Origin of the sequence: Paenibacillus sp. GbtcB18 (assembly GCF_019091125.1) — a bacterium.
Lineage (GTDB): Bacteria > Bacillota > Bacilli > Paenibacillales > NBRC-103111 > Paenibacillus_F > Paenibacillus_F chitinolyticus.
The window spans coordinates 1-236 of sequence record NZ_JAGXJX010000854.1 but is presented as its reverse complement, the minus strand read 5'-3'; the positions used below and the strand labels follow the sequence as shown (position 1 = coordinate 236).

1 protein-coding gene is annotated in these 236 nt (G+C 56.8%); it reads left to right on the top strand.

Annotation, left to right across the window (positions count from 1 at the left end; genetic code table 11):
• Positions 1–236 (top strand): dihydrodipicolinate synthase family protein (locus KVT34_RS31125; RefSeq protein WP_217563384.1); only part of this gene is annotated, 236 nt, incomplete at both ends.

Genomic DNA, 236 nt, shown 5'->3' with positions numbered 1-236 from the left:
GTGCCGTTTATCTTGTACAACGTTCCGGGACGCTCCATTGTCAACATAAATGCGGATACGACCATCAGGCTCTCCCACATACCGAACACCGTAGCTACCAAAGACTGTTCCGGTACCGACCAGCTGACGATCGTAGCCGCCGGAGCGGCCGAAGGGTTTACGGTATACAGCGGTGACGGCAGTATGACACTTCCCGCGTTGGCCGTCGGCTGTCATGGCATAATCAGCGTAGCGGG